15 protein-coding genes are annotated in these 14,879 nt (G+C 65.8%); all 15 read left to right on the top strand.

The window, feature by feature from the left end; translation table 11 throughout:
* The first annotated feature begins 10 nt into the window (after positions 1–10).
* The 15 genes from BBSC_RS07345 to BBSC_RS07275 all read left to right on the top strand — a co-directional run bounded on the left by BBSC_RS07345 (position 11) and on the right by BBSC_RS07275 (position 14,867).
* Complete coding sequence (locus BBSC_RS07345; RefSeq protein ID WP_033520064.1) at positions 11–292, top strand: hypothetical protein; 282 nt, start codon at positions 11–13, stop codon at positions 290–292.
* A 30-nt stretch (positions 293–322) separates the two neighbouring features.
* Complete coding sequence (locus tag BBSC_RS07340; protein WP_033520063.1) at positions 323–1,027, top strand: hypothetical protein; 705 nt, start codon at positions 323–325, stop codon at positions 1,025–1,027.
* Positions 1,024–2,109, top strand: a complete 1,086-nt coding sequence (locus tag BBSC_RS07335) for a glycoside hydrolase family 16 protein (protein ID WP_033520062.1) — start codon at positions 1,024–1,026, stop codon at positions 2,107–2,109. The genes BBSC_RS07340 and BBSC_RS07335 overlap by 4 nt, the downstream gene beginning before the upstream one ends.
* 77 nt (positions 2,110–2,186) lie before the next feature.
* Positions 2,187–2,495: a hypothetical protein gene (locus BBSC_RS07330; RefSeq protein WP_033520061.1), complete on the top strand. Its 309-nt coding sequence runs from the start codon at positions 2,187–2,189 to the stop codon at positions 2,493–2,495.
* Between the two features lie 145 nt (positions 2,496–2,640).
* Positions 2,641–3,933 (top strand): GH25 family lysozyme, encoded by a 1,293-nt coding sequence (locus BBSC_RS07325; protein WP_034535415.1) that lies wholly within the window; start codon positions 2,641–2,643, stop codon positions 3,931–3,933.
* 79 nt (positions 3,934–4,012) lie between these two features.
* Complete coding sequence (locus tag BBSC_RS07320) at positions 4,013–4,306, top strand: phage holin (RefSeq protein ID WP_081892879.1); 294 nt, start codon at positions 4,013–4,015, stop codon at positions 4,304–4,306.
* Between the two features lie 251 nt (positions 4,307–4,557).
* Positions 4,558–6,633 carry an AMP-dependent synthetase/ligase gene (locus tag BBSC_RS07315; RefSeq protein ID WP_046726311.1) on the top strand — a complete coding sequence of 692 codons (2,076 nt, stop codon included), beginning with the start codon at positions 4,558–4,560 and terminating at the stop codon, positions 6,631–6,633.
* Positions 6,634–6,635: 2 nt separating this feature from the next.
* Positions 6,636–7,124, top strand: a complete 489-nt coding sequence (gene def / locus BBSC_RS07310; protein ID WP_033519286.1) for a peptide deformylase — start codon at positions 6,636–6,638, stop codon at positions 7,122–7,124.
* 307 nt (positions 7,125–7,431) lie between these two features.
* Positions 7,432–8,265, top strand: coding sequence for a 30S ribosomal protein S2 (gene rpsB, locus BBSC_RS07305; RefSeq protein WP_033519287.1), 834 nt, complete (start codon positions 7,432–7,434; stop codon positions 8,263–8,265).
* Between the two features lie 81 nt (positions 8,266–8,346).
* On the top strand, positions 8,347–9,195 hold the full coding sequence (gene tsf, locus BBSC_RS07300) for a translation elongation factor Ts (protein WP_033519288.1): 849 nt from the start codon (positions 8,347–8,349) through the stop codon (positions 9,193–9,195).
* A gap of 177 nt (positions 9,196–9,372) precedes the next feature.
* Positions 9,373–10,113, top strand: coding sequence for a UMP kinase (pyrH, locus tag BBSC_RS07295; protein WP_033519289.1), 741 nt, complete (start codon positions 9,373–9,375; stop codon positions 10,111–10,113).
* A 73-nt stretch (positions 10,114–10,186) separates the two neighbouring features.
* A complete protein-coding gene (frr, locus tag BBSC_RS07290; protein ID WP_033519290.1) occupies positions 10,187–10,741 on the top strand; it encodes a ribosome recycling factor in 555 nt (184 codons plus the stop codon).
* Positions 10,742–10,883: 142 nt separating this feature from the next.
* Positions 10,884–11,870 (top strand): phosphatidate cytidylyltransferase, encoded by a 987-nt coding sequence (locus BBSC_RS07285; RefSeq protein ID WP_033519315.1) that lies wholly within the window; start codon positions 10,884–10,886, stop codon positions 11,868–11,870.
* A 12-nt stretch (positions 11,871–11,882) separates the two neighbouring features.
* On the top strand, positions 11,883–13,097 hold the full coding sequence (gene rlmN / locus BBSC_RS07280; protein ID WP_046726310.1) for a 23S rRNA (adenine(2503)-C(2))-methyltransferase RlmN: 1,215 nt from the start codon (positions 11,883–11,885) through the stop codon (positions 13,095–13,097).
* A gap of 198 nt (positions 13,098–13,295) precedes the next feature.
* Positions 13,296–14,867 carry an aminotransferase class I/II-fold pyridoxal phosphate-dependent enzyme gene (locus tag BBSC_RS07275; RefSeq protein WP_081892878.1) on the top strand — a complete coding sequence of 524 codons (1,572 nt, stop codon included), beginning with the start codon at positions 13,296–13,298 and terminating at the stop codon, positions 14,865–14,867.
* Positions 14,868–14,879: the final 12 nt, after the last annotated feature.

Here is a 14,879-nt window from a genome sequence, read left to right as displayed (position 1 = left end):
GAGGAGCGTGGTGGACGCGGCCGAGTATACGGGCGACGCGGACACGCCGGGCGGCCCCCGGTATTCGTGCGTGCTGGAATTGCGTTCCCCGGACGGCAGCGAATTGTGGCTGTCGCGCCGATGCGACCAGTTGACGGTGGACGGGTATGTGACCTGCCTGCTGCCCGCAAGCCTGTTCACGAGTGCGGAATGGCTGTCGCGCGCTTCGGGCCAGTATTTGTTCCGCGTGACCGACGCGGTCGACGGGAGCGTGGGCACGATGTGCTGGGGTTATTTCGCATTGACCGATTGATTGTTATTGATTGTTAAGGAGGGGTTGATCATGGTGGATCAGATCGTGGAGGTGCCGGAGCTGATCTGGCCGGGCGCGACCGGGGATATCACCCCGGAGGCGAGGAGCGCGCTCGAACAGATGCGCGAGCTGCACGGCGGTACCAAGGCGTTCCAGGATGCGGCCGTGTCGAATATCATCGCCGACGCGTCGAGCCAGACGATGCTGACCCTGTACCGGTTGTTCTACTCGCAGGACCAGTCCGACAACCGATACATGAGGGCGGGCGCATTCGCGCCGGTGTCGGCGTGCGTGGCGCGCACCGCGCAGGACAACCAGCGCGTCAACCTCGCGTCCGGCAAGACGCTCGCCCTGCCGTTCACCGGCATGGACGCGACGAGCGCGGACTACAGCGTGCCGGCGGGCGGCGCGGTCATATTGAACAGCCTGTCCGGCCTCTACGAAGTGAGCATCCGGGGCGAGTTGAACGCGTTCGCGAGCCAGTGGGGCGCGAACAGCGCCCATATCCAGCTTGTGAACGCGGCGGGCGGCGTGCGTGACACGTTCCGGCTCGCATCGTCTCCCACGGACGGCGAGACGTACGTGCTGTCCGCGTCCCGCGTCTACGCCCTGGCCGAACTGGAGGGATTGGGCCTGATCGTGCGCAACTCGGGATCGAAGACCATAGGCGTGGGCGTGCTCAACTACTTCTCCCTCTCGATGGTCCGTCTGGGGGACAAGGTGGCCCGCACATGAGCGCGCCGACACCAAGCCCGCACGTTCCGGCCGGCTACCAGTACGTGTGGGGCGACGAATTCGACGGTGACGGCATCGACCAGCAAAAGTGGGCGTACCAGGGCTGGGGACAGGGCGCCATCCCCTACGAGAAACGGCAGATGGTCGACCCGGCCACGGACTCCAAACACATCCGCGTCGAGGATTCCGTGCTGCATCTGACGAGCGTCGCGGAGGCGGACGGGACGGTCAGCGGGCCGCGCGCCCTGCAGACCACGGGAGGACGGTTCGCGTTCAAATACGGGTACCTGGAAATGCGCGCGAACATCAGCTTCACGAACGGCAAATGGCCCGCACTATGGGGACGCTCCATCGCGAAGACCACCGACCGGAGGGAATGGAGGTACTTCTCGGAGCTCGACTTCCTCGAGGCCGTCACATGGCTCGACAATGACTATCTCGGCACGTGGAACCCGAACGTGCAGAAATGGTACGAACCATCCGACGGCAAGACCAACGCCGCCTGGGAGGGCTCGTACACGCCACAGCAGGCATTGACCGCAGGCGAAAGCAAGTGGGCGGTCTACGGGTTCCTGTGGACCCCGACCCTGCTGCGCGTATCCGTGGACGGCGTGGCGCTCAAATCCTACGACCTGACCCGCAACTACGACCGGGCAGGCAAACACACGACCCTGTTGGGCAACCGCGACCCCCACTATCTCATCCTCAACGGGTACGGGGCCGGTGGCGGCGCGGGCAAGGCCGGCGACATGCAGGTCGACTACGTGCGCGTCTACCAACGGGCCAACGAGGGAGCCATCTACCGGACCCTCTACGAGCCGCACGCCGCCTCCGCGACCCTCAGCGAGGATCCCAACGAGGCCGACTGGCTCAACTACACGCGCCTGTGGCACGCCACCCGCGAGGGATTCACCCTCGCGGGATGGAACACCAAACCAGACGGCACCGGACGCATGCTCCAACCCGGGTGGCGACACAACCCACCACCCGGCACCACCACACTCCACGCCATCTGGCAACCCGAAACACCGACAGACGAAACATCGGCAGGCGAAACACCCACGGCGGACACGACGGACTGACCCCGCCTACTTAATTCCGGAGGGCATCACCCTGTCGCCTACCCCACAGGCCACTAGCCACGTCAGGAGACCGTATCATGCCCCCATTCATCCAGCAGGTCCTCGACTGGCTCATCCCCGCCATGTGCGGGGGCGCGGTCACGGTGCTCGCCCTGGCATGGCGGTGGGGCACGGCCATGATCAACGGGATGCGCGAACTCCTGTTGTGCCGGCTCGAGGATCTGCGCCGCGAAATGGTGTACGACAATCACTGGATCGCCGACGAGGACCTCAAGGGCCGGTCCCAACGCCTCTACGACATCTACCACGCCATGGGAGGCAATGGGCACGGGACCGCCCTCAACGACGACATCCAACGAGCCCCCATCCGCAAGGCCGACAAATGATTCCACTACTGATACCAGTCGCATGGCTGATCGGCCTCCTGATCGTCGTCCTGTTCACTCACGGCGCGGACCCGCGCCGATAGTTTTTGGCCCCGCGAACCCCGCGGGGCCAAGTCATATCCAACCCCTTTTTGAGAGGAGACAGATGATCCACAACAAAAACAAGCCGCTCCCGCTGCGCCTGCTCGCGCTCGTGATCGCGTTCGTGGCCGCGGTCCTGATCGGGCTCATGCCCTCGTCGGCGCTGGCGGACAGCGGCGTGGACGCGTCCAACTGGCAGGGCTGCATCACCGACACGCGCGCCGGCCAGGCCAGACGGGCCGGAGCGAGCTTCGCGTTCATCAAGGCGACCGAGGGCGCGGGCTACACGGACCCGCAGGCCGACTGCAGCATGCGGGGCCTCAAGACCGCCGGCGTGCGACGCGGCGTGTACCATTTCGCCCGCCCCGACCTGGGCAATTCGCCGGAGGCCGAGGCCGACTGGTTCAACAGCCAGACCCGCGGATACATGCACGACGGTGTGATCCCGGTCCTGGACTGGGAGCCCGGCGGAGCGTACAACGCGTGGACGTGGTGGGCGTTGCGCTGGTTGCAGCGCGTCGAGAGCGCGTGGGGAGTCAAGCCCCTCATCTACATGTCCGCCAGCGTGATCCAGTCGGCTAATTGGAGCAACGTGGCCGGCGCCGACTACGGCCTGTGGGTCGCGGGTTATCCGCGAGGATACGCGGGCGAACGCCTGCGCGACCCCGGCAACGTGCCCTACAGCGTGGCCCCGTGGCAGTTCGCGGCCGCATGGCAGTACTCGTCCACCGGCAGCGTGGCGGGCATCGGCAACGCGATCGACGTCAACTGGTTCTACGGCGACGCCGGCACCTGGGCCAAATACGCGGGAGGCGACTCCACGCCAGGCACCAGCGCGAACCCGCTGCCCGCGAAACCGGCCGCGACCCCGCAGCAGGGCGCGCCCACCGGGGACACGGACACGCTCGCCCGCGCGGTCATCCGCGGCGACTACGGCAACCTGCCCACCCGCCGCCTCCTGCTCGGCAACCGTTACCAGGAGGTCCAGGACCGCGTCGACCAGCTCCTCGCCAACACCACGCCCACCGGCAACACCAATGGCGCGACGACCAGCGTGACCGTCCAACCGGGCGACACCATGAGCGCCATCGCCACGCGCACCGGCCTATGGCCCCTGTCCGCATGGCGCGTGCCCTCGGGTGATCTCAACAGGATCTATCCAGGTCAGGTCGTCACCTACAACGGCAGTGGCCCCGCCAGCGGCAACAATGCGACGCCGTCCCGCACCGTGACCGTCCGCAGCGGCGACACGCTCACTGGCATCGCCGCACGCCTCGGCATCAGCTACACGCAGCTCACCGGGTACAGGTCCGGCAACCCGAACCTCATCTACCCGGGCGAGACGCTCCGCTACTAGCCCACCCCGAACCAAGGGGCCTCGAAGTCCTGCGCTTCCGAGGCCCCTTGGGTCCGCCCGACAGAATCGAGAAAAAACAATGGCTGAAACCAATCCCGACACCCCCACGCCAAACGTCGACGCCCCCACGGGGAGCCCGGCAGTCGACGTGGACCTCACGCCGCCCGCATGGCTCATCCCCAACCGGCTCTACGACGTGCTCAAATGGCTCGCCATACTCGTGTTCCCCGCCCTCGCGGTATTCGCCCGCACGATAGGCCCCGCATGGGGCCTGCCCTACATGGACGCGATCGCGACCACGCTCGCCGCACTCGGCGTACTATGCGGCGCCATCATCGGCGCCAGCGCGATCAAAGCGCATTTGACCGCATAGACTCTTTCCTTGCATATCGAAGGCCCTGTGCCAGCCGCTTCAATGCGGATGGCACAGGGCCTTTTCGTCGTTCACTGACCTCTCGACTGGATCGCATTGTTCATGGGATAGAGTGGACCATAATCAGAGCATGGAATACAATGGAATGCACCCAAAAACATAGAGTGCACTTTGAGTGGAATCTCACTGCTGACATGCCGAAAAGCGTTACGCGGCAAGCGTTGCGGCGTATCGCGCTATAGTATGAAGCTATGTTGCGTGAATATAGTGTGGCCACGATCCGCCCCACCACCGAGAAAGACACCATTTACTCGCTGCTCGTCGACCGCGTCAGCCGGGATCCGGACGATCTGATCGCGCAGTGGCAGGACGACGAGACGCGCCAGTGGCACGACGTGACGGCCGGCCAGATGCAGGAGCGCGTGCGCGAGATAGCGAAGGGGCTGATCGGCCTGGGCGTCAAGGCCGGCAGCATGGTGGTGATCTACGCCGCGACCTGTTACGAATGGGGCGTCGTGGACTTCGCCTGCGCCGCCATCGGCGCGGTCAGCGTGCCGATCTACGAGACCGACTCAGCCAAGCAGGCGGCCAGCATCGTCGACGACGTCGACCCGGTGATCGCGTTCGCGGGGGACTCCTCGCACGCCCAGACCCTCGACCGGATCCGCGACGGGCGCGACGGGCTCAAGTACGTGTTCAACTTCAAGGCCTCGGGACTGGACGCGGTGGCCGACTTCGGCGAGGCCGTCTCCGACGAGGAGCTCGACCGCACCATCGCGCGCGTGAAGGCCGACGACATGGCCACGATCGTCTACACGTCCGGCTCCACCGGCAAGCCCAAGGGCGCGATGCTCTCGCACCGCAACTTCACCCATACCGTGCTCAACGGCTACGAGGTCCTCAACGACATGCTCTACCAGCCGAGCCGCTTGCTGCTGTTCCTGCCGCTGGCCCACTGCTTCGCGCGCTACATCCAGTACGTGGCGATCGGCTCGCACGGCGTGGTCGGCTACATCCCCAGCGCCAAGCACCTGCTCGCCGACCTGCGCGGCTTCAAGCCGACCTACCTGCTCGGCGTGCCCCGCGTGTTCGAAAAGGTGTACAACGCCGCCTCGCAGAAGGCCGGCGCCGGCATCCAGGGCCGCGTCTTCGCCAAGGCCGTCGACCATTTCGTGCAGTGGTCGAAGGACGAGCAGGACGGCAAGGGCCATACGCTGGTCGCGCGCCTCGAGCACGCCTTCTACATGAAGACGGTCGGATCGTCCATCCGCTCCGCGCTCGGGCCGAACCTCAAGTACCTCGCGTGCGGCGGCGCTCCGCTCAACGTCGATCTGGCCCACTTCTTCAACGGATTCGACGGCATCACCTTCATCCAGGGGTACGGCATGACCGAAACCGCGGCGCCGTGCATGGTCAATTTCCAGGACTCCAACCGCGTCGGTTCGGTCGGTCACCCCGGCTGCGCCGAAGTGAAGCTGGCCGACGACGACGAGCTGCTGATCCGCGGGGCCAGCGTGTTCCTCGGCTACTACAAGCAGCCCGAACTGACTGCCGAGGTGCTCGAGCCCGACGGATGGCTGCACACCGGCGACCTGGCCCGGATCGACGACGACGGGTTCATCTACATCACCGGGCGCAAGAAGGACATCATCATCACCGCCGGCGGCAAGAACATCAGCCCGGCCCCGATGGAGGACACGATTGGCACCTGCCCGATCGTGTCGCACGCGGTGGTCGTCGGCGACGGCAAGCCGTTCATCTCGGCGCTGATCGAGCTCGACCCGGAGATGGTCCGCTCGTGGCTGTCGGCGCAGGGGCTCGACCCGGATATGCCGATGGCCGAGGTGGCCCAGTCCGACGCGGTGCGCGCCTTCGTGCAGCAGTACGTCGACCAGGCCAACAGCAGCGTGTCGCGCGCCGAATCGGTGCGCAAGTTCGTCATCCTCGACGAGGAGTTCAGCCAGGACAAGGGCACGCTGACCGCCAGCATGAAAGTCGTGCGCCCGAAGGTGCTCGAGCGCTACGCCGACGTCATCGACAACGTGATCTACACGCCCAAGAAGGCGGCGCGCCCGGTGCCCCGGACCGTGCAGCTGCTCGACCGCACGACCGAGACCGTGCGCCAGGCGTCCGAGAGCGTGACGCCGAAGGTTCGCCAGGCATTTGATACCATGCAGGACAGGATCAAGCGCCAGCAGCCTGACGCGTCCGATACGGCCTCCTCGGCCGCGAACGCCGAGAACGCCGGCAATACCGACAACACCGAGGAACGTGACGGTGCGGCCGCGGCCGCGCGCACCGGCACCGACGACAATGAGGAGAAATAACGTTGGCCATCCGTGAAATCCGGGTCGTTCCCGACCCCGTGTTGCGCACCCCCTGCGACGAGATCAAGGCCATCACTCCGGCCGTGCGCCGTCTCGTCGACGATCTGCTGGAAACCGTCGACGACCCGGGGCGCGCCGGGCTGTCCGCCAACCAGATCGGCGTGAGCCTGCGCGCGTTCTCCTACAACATCGAGGGCAGGATCGGCTATGTGCTCAATCCGGTGATCGAGGAGAAGCGCGGCGAGCAGTACGGCGACGAGGGGTGCCTGTCCGTGCCCGGCCTGTGGTACAAGACGCGCCGCGCCGACTATGCGCGCGTGCGCGGCATCGACCTGGACGGCAACGAGGTGGTGCTCGAGGGCAGTGGGCTGATGGGCCGCATGCTGCAGCACGAGTGCGACCATCTCGACGGCCACGTCTACCTCGACCGCCTCGAGAAGGAGGAGCGCCGGGCCGCGCTGAAGTACATGCGCGAGCACCAGTCCAAGTGATGCGGGCGCGGTGCGCGCGCGATGCGCGCGGCGCCCAGAAAACGGACGGCGGCGGGCTCCCCAAGCGGCGGGAGCCCGCCGCCGTCCGTTATTCGCCGGTCATGGTACTATGGAAGCTTGTGCGCCATCAGGCGAGAACCGCAGTCGCAGGCGGTTCGGACCGACCATTATCGTCAACCGGCGCACACGAGATCGCGTCATGTCCGCGACGGCCTGTGTCGGTCGGCCGGAACCGCCTTGGATGGGCGGGGAAGGCTGCACGCAGGTGCGCATGGCCAGGCAATAACCGACAATGAAAGGTAGTGCAATGGCACAAATCACGATGAGCGAAATGCTCAAGGCCGGCATCCACTTTGGTCACCAGACCCGCCGCTGGAACCCGAAGATGAAGCAGTACATCCTCACCCAGCGCAACGGCATCCACATCATCAACCTGTTCAAGTCGCTCGAGATGATCGACAAGGCCTATGATTTCATCAAGACCACCGTCGCCCATAACGGCACCGTGCTGTTCGTCGGCACCAAGAAGCAGGCTCAGGAGGCCATCAAGGCCCAGGCCACCCGCGTGAACATGCCTTACGTCTCCGAGCGTTGGCTCGGCGGCATGCTGACCAACTTCCAGACCGTCTCCAAGCGCGTGAGCCGCCTCAAGGAGCTCGAGGAGATGGACTTCTCCGACGTGCACGGCTCCGGTCTGACCAAGAAGGAACTGCTGCTGCTCGAGCGCGAGAAGGACAAGCTCGACAAGCAGCTGGGCGGTATCCGCAACATGAACCGCACTCCTTCCGCGATGTTCGTCGTCGACATCAACAAGGAGGCCCTGGCCGTCGAGGAAGCCCACAAGCTGGGCATCCCGGTCGTGGCCTTGGTCGACACCAACACCGATCCGGAATCCGTCGAGTACCCGATCCCGGCCAACGATGACGCCATCCGCGGCATAGAGCTGCTGACCAGCCTGATGGCCGACGCCGTGGCCGATGGCCTGCTGGAGCGTTCCGGCAAGGCCACCAAGGCCGAGGGCGAAGCCGATCAGCCGATGGCCGCCTGGGAGAAGGAACTCCTGACCAACGAGGCCCCCGCCGAGCAGGCCGCCGAGGCCGCTCCGGCAGCCGCCGAAGCCGAGGGCGAAGCCCAGGCCTGAGCGTGACATCCTCTATGATGGGAGGTGGCAACGCCTCCCGTCATCGGGGGAGAACCAACGAGTCTAGAGGAGACAACACCAATGGCAATTACTGCAGCTTTGATCAAGCAGGTGCGCGAGGAGACCGGCGCCGGCATGATGGACGTCAAGAAGGCCCTGAGCGAGGCCGACGGCGACGTGGCCCGCGCCAAGGAGATCATCCGCGCCAAGGGCATCCAGGCCGCCGGCAAGCGTGAGGGCCGCAAGGCCCAGGAAGGCACCATCGCCTCCAAGGTCGTCGAGTCCGCCGAGGGCCAGACCGGCTACGCCGTCGAACTCAACTCCGAGACCGACTTCGTGGCCAAGACCCCGAAGTTCGTCGAGTTCGCCGACACCGTGCTCGGCTACGCCGTGGCCGCCGACGCGAACAGCGCCGACGAGCTTCTGGCCGCCAACGCCGAGGACGGTACCGTGAAGGTCGCCGTCGAGGAGGCCGCCGCGCTGTTCGGCGAGCACGTCAAGGTCGGACAGTTCGCCAAGATCGCCGGCCCGCACGTCGAGATCTACGCGCACAAGAAGTCCGCCGAGATGCCGCCGAGCATCGTGGCCATGATCGCCACCGACGAGGCCGGTGCCGCCGTGGCCCACGAGGCCGCCCTGCAGATCTCCGCCATGGGCGCCCAGTGGCTGACCCGCGAGGACGTTCCGGCCGACATCGTCGAGTCCGAGCGCCGCGTGGCCACCGAGAAGTCCCTGGCCGAGGGCAAGCCGGAGAAGATCGTTCCCAAGATCGTCGAGGGCCGTCTCAACGCCTTCTTCAAGGAGAACGTGCTGCTCGAGCAGGCCTACGTCAAGGATCCGTCCAAGACCGTCGGCGCCCTGTTCAAGGAAGTCGGCGGCAAGGCCGTGGCCTTCGCCCGCGTCGAGGTCGGCAAGGGCGAGGCCGAGTGATTCCGGTCCGCGCCTGATACGCCGAAAACGGCGGTTCGCGTGTTTCACGCGGACCGCCGTTTTTCGTGCGCGTCGCTGCACGGGACTGTCGTTGTTAGCGGATAATCTGAGAAACGGTAAAATTTCGCGGCTTCGCCGGGCGAGGCGCCGCGAGGCCACCTACGAGAAAGGCTGTTGATGACTGGAGAACACAAGCCGCGAAGGGTACTGCTCAAGCTTTCTGGAGAGGCGTTCGGCGGCGGCAGCGTCGGCATCGACACCCACGTGGTGCGTCGCATCGCCGAGGAGATCGTGCCGGCCGTGCGCCAGGGCGTGCAGGTCGCGATCGTGACCGGCGGCGGCAACTTCTTCCGCGGCGCCGAACTGCAGCAGGCGGGCATCGACCGCTCCCGCGGCGACTACATGGGCATGCTCGGCACCGTGATGAACTGCCTCGCCCTGCAGGACTTCCTGGAGCAGGAGGGGCAGGCCACGCGCGTGCAGACCGCCATCACCATGGGCCAGGTCGCCGAGCCGTACATCCCGCTCAAGGCCATCCGCCATTTGGAAAAGGGCCGTGTGGTGATCTTCGGCGCCGGCGCCGGCATGCCGTACTTCTCCACCGACACCGTGTCGATCCAGCGTTCGCTGGAAATCCACTGCGACGAGGTGCTCATGGGCAAGAACGGGGTCGACGGCGTGTACACCGCCGACCCGCGCAAGGACGACCACGCCAAGCGGTTCAAGACCCTCGACTACAACCGCGCGCTGGTCGACAACCTGGCCGTGATGGACGCCTCGGCGCTGTCCATGGCCCGCGACAACAAGCAGCACATCCGCGTGTTCGGCCTCGAGGGCGAGGGCAACGTGACCAAGGCGCTTCTGGGCGAGGGCATCGGCACGCTCGTGTCCGAGACCGAGGCGACGCTCGCCGACTGACCCGGGCGGGCGCCGCAGCCCGTTCCGTCCAACGAACAATCCATCGATAACCGCAACCAACCAAGGAGCAAACATGGCAAATCTCGTCGATCAGGCCAAGGACCAGATGAACAAGACCGTTGAGAACACGAAGGAGAACTTCTCCGGCATCCGCACCGGCCGCGCCAACCCGGCCCTGCTCAACGGCATCACCGTCGACTACTATGGCGCGCCGACCCCGCTCAAGTCCATGGCGACCATCGGCGTCCCCGAGCCTCGCACCCTGTCGGTCACCCCGTTCGACCCGTCGCAGGCCAACGCCGTCGAAAAGGCGCTGCGTGATTCCGACCTGGGCGCCAGCCCGCGCCGCGACGGCAGCGTGATCCGCCTGACCATGCCCGAGCTGACCGAGGACCGCCGCAAGGAGTACGTCAAGCTCGCCAAGGGCAAGGCCGAGGACGGCAAGGTCGCGGTGCGCAACATCCGCCGCAAGGCCAAGGAGTCCATCGATAAGGCCGTCAAGGACGGCGACATGGGTGAGGACGAGGGCGACCGCCTGCTCAAGGAGCTCGACAAGGTCACCAAGCAGACCACTGACCAGCTCGATGCGCTGCTGGAGACCAAGCAGAAGGAGATCATGGAGGTCTGATCTCCATCCCTTTCGCAGGCCCGGCATCAGGGCTGGCCTGCGGGAAATGGTCCGGCCCGGGGGCGCCGCAGCAGGCGGGTTCCCCGGGCCGGTTCCATGGCAGTAGCCGGGCCCCTATGGGGGCGAATCGTGGAGGATGATGATGGAAACCCGGGAACAGCGCGAAAAAGAGGCCGAGGAAGCCCTCGACGCGATCAACAAGAAAACCGGACGCAACATGCCGCAGGCCATCGGCACGGCGGTGGTGCTCATCGCGGTGATTCTCGCATGCCTGCTGATCAGCATCGACCTGTTCGTGGTGCTCATCGTGGTGTTCATGATCCTCGCGCTGTGGGAGCTGCGTGTCGACTTCGCCACGGCCGGCCTGCACATCCCGGTCGTCATGCTCTGGATCTGCTCGACGTTCACCCTGCTGGCGACCTACTATTCCGAGCACCACATCGTCGCGATGTCGCTGAGCATCATGACGTCCGCCCTGCTGGTCACGCTGGCGGCCAGCGCCAAGATGAGCTTCGGCAGCAGGCTGTCCGCGGCCGTCGCCTCCAAGCTGGCCCACACCGACGCGGGCGCCCGCCTGGAATCCTCCTTCAACCACGAGGGCGGCGAACAGCATCACAGCCGGCTGAGCCACGTCGCCGTGTCACTGTTCACGCTGCTGTACATCCCCCTGCTCGGCTCCTGCCTGGTGATCCCGCTGACCTTCAACGGGCATCCGGTGGCGCACGGCATCATGCTCGTGTTCCTGCCGGCCCTGAGCGACACCGGCGGCCTGTTCGCCGGCGCATGGCTCGGCAAGCACAAGCTGTCCCCGCGCATTTCACCGAAGAAATCCGTGGAGGGCCTGATCGGCTCGATGCTGTTCGCGATGGCCGGCGCGTTCGCCGTCTTCGCCTGCACCTACGACGCCTCGATGTGGGCGACCCGCTGGTGGGTCCCCGTCGTGGCCGGCGTCATGATCGGCATCGTCGGCACCTTCGGCGATCTGTGCGCGTCCATGCTCAAGCGTGACATCGGCATCAAGGACATGGGCCACCTGCTCAAGGGGCACGGCGGCGTGATGGACCGCGTCGACTCGATCCTGCTGTCCGCGCCGTTCACCTGCGTGCTGCTGTGGGCCACGGGACTGTGAGGCGCATATACCATGAACGAAAGCATCGATAAGCCGGGCACCGCATCCGGGCCGTCCGCGGACCTGCCCGAGACCGGCATCACGCCGGGCGGCACCAGCGGCGCGTTCCGCGACGTGCTGGCCAAGGACCACGCGCGTCGCGGCAAGCCGCCGCTGCACTTCGCCGACATGAGCGGCGAGGAGCGCATCGCGAAAGCCGCGGAGCTGGGGCTGCCGAAGTTCCGCGTCAAGCAGCTGGCGAACCACTACTACGGCCATTTCGACGTGAACGCCGAGGAATTCACCGATTTCCCGGTCGCCAAGCGCGCCGAGGCCGCCGAGGCGTTTTTCCCCGAACTCATCCACGAGGTCACCCGGCAGGTCGCCGACGAGGGCACCACCATCAAGGCGCTGTGGCGCCTGTTCGACGGATCGCATATCGAGTCCGTGCTCATGCGCTATCCGACGCGGACCACGCTGTGCATCTCCAGTCAGGTCGGCTGCGGCATGGGCTGCCCGTTCTGCGCCACCGGCAAGCTGGGGCTGACCCGCAACATGTCGGCCGGCGAGATCATCGAGCAGGTGCGCGTCGCCGCCCGCATGATGCGCGACGGCGAGGTGGCCGGAGGCCCGGGACGCCTGAGCAACGTCGTGTTCATGGGCATGGGCGAGCCGATGGGTAACTACCGCTCCGTCATGTCCGCGGTGCGCCAGATCAGCGCGATGCCCCCGGAGGGCTTCGGCATCTCCGCACGCAACATCACCGTCTCGACGGTCGGCGTGGTCCCCGGCATCAGGAAGCTCGCCACCGAGGGCATTCCTGTGCGCCTCGCCGTGTCGCTGCACGCACCGAGCGACGAGCTGCGCGACGAGCTCGTGCCGATGAACAAGCGGTTCAACACCACGCAGGTGCTGGACGCCGCGCACGACTACTATCTGGCGTCCAAGCGCCGGGTGAGCATCGAATACGCGCTGATGCGCGGGATCAACGACCAGGCCGAACACGCCCGGCTGCTCGCCAAGCGCCTCAACCACTACGGCGACAACTGGGCGCACGTCAACCCGATCCCGCTCAATCCGATCGAGGGATCGCGGTGGACCGCCTCCAAGCCCGAGGACGAGCGGCGGTTCCTGGAGATCCTGCACGCCGCCGGCATCACCGCCACGCTGCGCGACACCCGCGGGCAGGACATCGACGGCGCATGCGGGCAGCTCGCCGCCAAGACGAGAGAGTCCTTCAACCGGTAGCGCGCTATTTGGCTCCCCTCGGGGAGGGGAGCCAGATAGAGTTCAACGAAATTGAACTTCCTGTGATGCGCATTCACAGTATCATCACATAAAAATTGAACTTTCCGGAGGCTTCGCCGTTCAGGAGTGCTACAGTTTGAACCAGCGCTTCACGCATCACGTTGAACTTTCGCCATCGTGAAGCGGCAAAGGAGAGGCATGACATCGGAATCGTTTTCCACCAGGCTCGGCAGGGCGATGGCCCTGCGGCGCCTCAAGCAGGTCGACATCGTGCGCGCCGCCGAGAGGCAGGGCGTCAAGCTCGGCAAAAGCCATGTCAGCCAGTACGTCAGCGGCAAGACCGTGCCGCGCCACGACATCATGGCGTTCCTGGCCGATGAGCTGCATGTGCGCCAGGCGTGGCTCGCGGACGGCGAACCGCCCATGGAACCGGCCGGGGACCCCTCGCCGAGCCGGCACGGCGAAGCCGGCCACGCGGCGGATGGACCGTCCGAGCCCGGTCCGCGCGCGGAGCGCGGCGATCATGCCAACCAAACGTCGGAAGAAGGAATCACCATGCGTCATTTCGGCAAATCCCACAAACTCGATGATGTGCTGTACGATGTGCGCGGCCCGGTCGTCGACGAGGCCGCCCGCATGGAGCAGTCGGGCACGCACGTGCTCAAGCTCAACATCGGCAATCCGGCCCCCTTCGGTTTCCGCACGCCGGACGAGGTCGTCTACGACATGGCCCAGCAGCTCACCGAAACCGAGGGCTATTCCGCGTCCAAGGGCCTGTTCTCCGCGCGCAAGGCCATCATGCAGTACGCGCAGCTCAAGAACATCCCCAACGTCGGCATCGAGGACATCTACACCGGCAACGGCGTGAGCGAGCTCATCAACCTGTCGATGTCGGCGCTGCTCGACAGCGGCGACGAGGTGCTGGTGCCCAGCCCCGACTACCCGCTGTGGACCGCATGCGTGAACCTGGCCGGCGGCACCGCCGTGCACTACGTATGCGACGAGGAGTCCGAGTGGTACCCCGACATCGACGACATGCGCGCGAAGATCACCGACCGAACCGTGGCGATCGTGCTCATCAACCCGAACAACCCGACCGGCGCCCTCTACCCGAGGGAGGTGCTCCAGCAGATCGTCGACCTGGCCCGCGAGCACCAGCTCATGATCTTCTCCGACGAGATCTACGACCGCCTGGTCATGGACGGGCTCGAGCACATCTCGATCGCCTCGATGGCGCCCGACCTGTTCTGCGTGACCTTCTCCGGCCTGTCGAAATCGCATATGATCGCCGGATACCGCGTGGGATGGATGATCCTGTCGGGCAACAAGTCGGTCGCGAAGGACTATATCGAGGGCATTAACATGCTCACCAACATGCGCATCTGCTCGAACGTGCCCGCGCAGTCGATCGTGCAGACGGCGCTCGGCGGCCACCAGAGCGTCAACGATTACATCGTGCCGGGCGGGCGCCTCTACGAGCAGCGCGACTTCATCTACAAGGCGCTCAACGAGATCCCCGGCGTCACGGCCGTCAAGCCGAAGGCCGCGTTCTACATCTTCCCGAAGATCGACGTGAAGAAGTTCAACGTGACCGACGACGAGCAGTTCGCCCTCGACCTGCTGCACGACAAGCGCATCCTCGTCACGCGCGGCGGCGGGTTCAACTGGCATGAGCCCGACCACTTCCGCATCGTCTACCTGCCGCGCATCGAGGTGCTCAAGGACGCCTCCGACAAGCTGGCGGACTTCCTGCGCTACTACCGCCAGTGACCGTGACGAGGA

Source organism: Bifidobacterium scardovii JCM 12489 = DSM 13734, assembly GCF_001042635.1.
Lineage (GTDB): Bacteria > Actinomycetota > Actinomycetes > Actinomycetales > Bifidobacteriaceae > Bifidobacterium > Bifidobacterium scardovii.
The sequence above is the reverse complement of the archived record's forward strand: the minus strand, read 5'-3'. Positions and strand labels throughout refer to the sequence as shown.

Excerpts from the sequence above, each read along its gene's own strand:
- BBSC_RS07340 (WP_033520063.1), top strand. The coding sequence starts at position 323 with ATGGTGGATCAGATCGTGGAGGTGCCGGAGCTGATCTGGCCGGGCGCG.
- BBSC_RS07335 (WP_033520062.1), top strand. The coding sequence starts at position 1,024 with ATGAGCGCGCCGACACCAAGCCCGCACGTTCCGGCCGGCTACCAGTAC.
- BBSC_RS07330 (WP_033520061.1), top strand. The coding sequence starts at position 2,187 with ATGCCCCCATTCATCCAGCAGGTCCTCGACTGGCTCATCCCCGCCATG.
- BBSC_RS07325 (WP_034535415.1), top strand. The coding sequence starts at position 2,641 with ATGATCCACAACAAAAACAAGCCGCTCCCGCTGCGCCTGCTCGCGCTC.
- BBSC_RS07320 (WP_081892879.1), top strand. The coding sequence starts at position 4,013 with ATGGCTGAAACCAATCCCGACACCCCCACGCCAAACGTCGACGCCCCC.
- BBSC_RS07315 (WP_046726311.1), top strand. The coding sequence starts at position 4,558 with ATGTTGCGTGAATATAGTGTGGCCACGATCCGCCCCACCACCGAGAAA.
- rpsB (WP_033519287.1), top strand. The coding sequence starts at position 7,432 with ATGGCACAAATCACGATGAGCGAAATGCTCAAGGCCGGCATCCACTTT.
- tsf (WP_033519288.1), top strand. The coding sequence starts at position 8,347 with ATGGCAATTACTGCAGCTTTGATCAAGCAGGTGCGCGAGGAGACCGGC.
- pyrH (WP_033519289.1), top strand. The coding sequence starts at position 9,373 with ATGACTGGAGAACACAAGCCGCGAAGGGTACTGCTCAAGCTTTCTGGA.
- frr (WP_033519290.1), top strand. The coding sequence starts at position 10,187 with ATGGCAAATCTCGTCGATCAGGCCAAGGACCAGATGAACAAGACCGTT.
- BBSC_RS07285 (WP_033519315.1), top strand. The coding sequence starts at position 10,884 with ATGGAAACCCGGGAACAGCGCGAAAAAGAGGCCGAGGAAGCCCTCGAC.
- rlmN (WP_046726310.1), top strand. The coding sequence starts at position 11,883 with ATGAACGAAAGCATCGATAAGCCGGGCACCGCATCCGGGCCGTCCGCG.
- BBSC_RS07275 (WP_081892878.1), top strand. The coding sequence starts at position 13,296 with ATGACATCGGAATCGTTTTCCACCAGGCTCGGCAGGGCGATGGCCCTG.